3 protein-coding genes are annotated in these 2,290 nt (G+C 63.6%); 1 reads left to right on the top strand and 2 read right to left on the bottom strand.

Annotation, left to right across the window (positions count from 1 at the left end; translation table 11 throughout):
• A partial coding sequence (locus tag ACQUQ1_RS21990; protein WP_435066324.1) for a heavy metal translocating P-type ATPase occupies positions 1-1,370 on the bottom strand: 1,370 nt, incomplete at its 3' end.
• A gap of 4 nt (positions 1,371-1,374) precedes the next feature.
• Positions 1,375-1,590: a heavy-metal-associated domain-containing protein gene (locus ACQUQ1_RS21985; RefSeq protein WP_049986810.1), complete on the bottom strand. Its 216-nt coding sequence runs from the start codon at positions 1,588-1,590 to the stop codon at positions 1,375-1,377.
• Positions 1,591-1,791: 201 nt separating this feature from the next.
• Here ACQUQ1_RS21985 and ACQUQ1_RS21980 point away from each other — a divergent pair.
• A partial coding sequence (locus ACQUQ1_RS21980) for an ArsR/SmtB family transcription factor (protein WP_435066325.1) occupies positions 1,792-2,290 on the top strand: 499 nt, incomplete at its 3' end.

Here is a 2,290-nt window from a genome sequence, read left to right as displayed (position 1 = left end):
ATGATGTCCCCGTCCCGAACGACGTGGACGACTGTCTCGCCGCGCCCCTCACGCTCGCGGACGTAGTCGGCGACCCGGCTGGGGACGTCAATGTCGCGGTCGGCCAGCAGTGCGCGGTTGCCGACAACAACTTCCTGGCCATCGGCGTGGGCGATGACGCCCTTGCCAGCGACTACGTCGAAGTCATCCGGATCGGGGACCGACTGGCGCCCCGCGTCCGTATCGTCCGCTTGGGCGACCGTCGTTCCGCCGTCCGTCGCGGCGGTCGGATCCTCGCGGGCCGCGTCGACGATGGCGTCAGCGAGGTGGTGTTCGCTCTTCTTCTCGGCGGTCGCCGCGAGTGAGAGGACCTCGTCATCAGCAACGCCGAACCCCTCAACATCGGCGACGGTGGTCTCGCCCTTCGTGAGGGTGCCGGTCTTGTCGAAGGCGACAAGGTCGATCTTGCCGGCGCGTTCGAGGTGTTCGCCGCCCTTCATCAGCACGCCAGACCGAGCGGCGTTGCCGATGGCCGAGACGATGCTGACCGGTGGCCCGATGACCAGCGCGCCGGGACAGCCGATGACCAACAGGGTCAGCGACAGGATCGCGTTCTGCGTGACTGCATACGCGCCGATGGCCAGCACGATGACGGCCGGCGTGTAATACTTCGCGAACCGGTCGATGAGACTCTCGGTCGGCGACTGAGCCTCTTGGGCCTCCTCGACACGGCGGATGATCCGTTCGAGCGTCGTATCCGAGCCCGCACCCGTCGTTCGGATCTCCAGTGCGCCTTCTTGATTGACCGTCCCGGCGTAGACCTCGTCGCCGTCGGCCTTGTGGACGGGCGCGCTCTCGCCGGTGACTGGTGCTTGGTTGACGGCGCTCTCGCCGTCGACGACGGTGCCGTCAACCGGAATCTTCCCGCCCGGCTTTACGACGACGACTTCGCCCTCTTCGACCTCGCGGGCGGGGACTTCTTGGAGTTCCCCGTCGCGACGGACGGTCGCCGTGTCGGGCGTCATCTCCAGCAGCTCCTGGAGGGCAGTCCGGGTCTTCCGCATCGTCCGTCCCTCGAGGTAGCTGCCGAGGCTGAACAGGAAGACGACGGCGGCGGCCTCCCAGTACTCCCCGATGATGATGGCCCCGATGGCGGCTAGCGTCACCAGCGTCTTGATGCCGAGCGTCCGGTTGGTGACCTCGTGGTAGGCGGTTTTGGCGATGTCGTAGCCACCCACGAGCGTCGCCAGGACGAGGATGGCGGCGCTGGCCGTATTAAAACTCGTGAGGTAGCCCAGACTCCAGCCACCGCCGTAGAGCAGGCCGCTCGTTGCCGTGACGATGGCCTTCCGGTGTTTCCGGTAGTACTGCGTGATCGATTGTTTGTTCATGGTGTTAGGCGGGCTGGGGCGTGTACCCCTGGTTTTCGATGGTCTCTGCGAAGACGTCGGGGTCCGCGACGTTGTCGTCGTACTCGATTTCGACGCGGCCGGTCGCGTAGTGGACTTCGACGTGCTGGACGCCGTCGACGTTCGACAGGGCGCGTTCGACGGTGCTCGCGCAGGTCGGGCAATCGAAGTCGAGGACGCGGAATTGGGTTGTGTCGCTCATTACAGTTTGAGGTAGTGCCCATACCCCAATAAGTATTTTTTAGATGATATGTTTGACTTCGGAGACGGGTCGTTGGAACAGTCAAACAGGTCGTCTAGGGCTTTTGCTATCGTGGGTCTATTCTGTACTCGATTCCTCGACAGACACCTACCCGACTCCTGCCCCGCTACCTTTTCCCGCGTGCTCGCGCTCAGTTCTCGTATGAGTGATTTCGATACTGACCACCGTCTCGACGACATCGCGGTGCGAGACACTCGGGTTTCGGATGCCATCGACGAGCCGATGCGGGCGATGATCCTCGATATTCTGGCCGAGGAGGCCCTGACCGCGACCGAGGTCCACGAACGCCTCGACGATCGCGGCGTCGACCGGACGGAGAACACGGTTCGCCATCACATCAACGAGCTCCGGGACGCCGGCCTCGTCGACGTCGTTCGGTTCGAGGAGGGTCGTGGTGGGACGACGAAGTACTACCACGCAAACACGATCGTTCTCTCGTACTCACTACCAGATTCGGCCGACGCCGCCCTCGAAGAGATGATCGACGCTGTCCAGCCCCAGATCACGGACGCGCTCACCACGCTCACCGACGAGTACGACGACGCTATTAAGGAGATCGTCGCGGATATGCAGCCCTGCGAGCACTGCCAGACCCAGAAGTACGAGACGTACGTTCTTCTGACCGTCCTGCGACGTGCGT

Source organism: Halobaculum sp. EA56 (genome assembly GCF_051195075.1).
Lineage (GTDB): Archaea > Halobacteriota > Halobacteria > Halobacteriales > Haloferacaceae > Halobaculum.
This window is presented reverse-complemented; position numbering and strand designations above follow the sequence as displayed.

Coding starts and splice junctions, on each gene's coding strand:
- ACQUQ1_RS21985 (WP_049986810.1), bottom strand. CDS start 1,590: ATGAGCGACACAACCCAATTCCGCGTCCTCGACTTCGATTGCCCGACC.